Below are 381 nucleotides of genomic sequence, written 5' to 3' on the forward strand. Positions count from 1 at the left end.
ATTAGGGGAATCTATAGTTTTTCTATAGGAAACTTAATTTATTCATGCATAATAAGTTATTATTTAAACTTAAAACCCTATAGTAAATCTTTAAATCATAATACAATCTTACAAAATTATCCTAATAATTGAAATATTATAATTCCTAAAGAGTAAAAAAACTTCATATGCAATAGCACATGAAGTCTTTGGTGACCCCTAGGGGAATCGAACCCCTGTTACCACCGTGAGAGGGTGGTGTCTTGACCGCTTGACCAAGGGGCCATATTTAATTTTAAAAATAACTAATTGGCGATTTCGCTTCGCCACTGGATAATTTTTAACACAAAACAAGTTTTGCTAAATTATCCGTTAAATGCATAACATGCATTTAACCTCTCC

At 31.8% G+C, this 381-nt stretch carries 1 tRNA gene; it reads right to left on the reverse strand.

From position 1 onward, the window contains the following. Positions 1 to 189: 189 nt before the first annotated feature. Positions 190 to 264, reverse strand: a tRNA-Glu gene (locus tag PTZ02_RS12155). Positions 265 to 381 lie beyond the last annotated feature (117 nt).

This window comes from Clostridium sp. 'White wine YQ', from assembly GCF_028728205.1.
Classification (GTDB): domain Bacteria; phylum Bacillota; class Clostridia; order Clostridiales; family Clostridiaceae; genus Clostridium_T.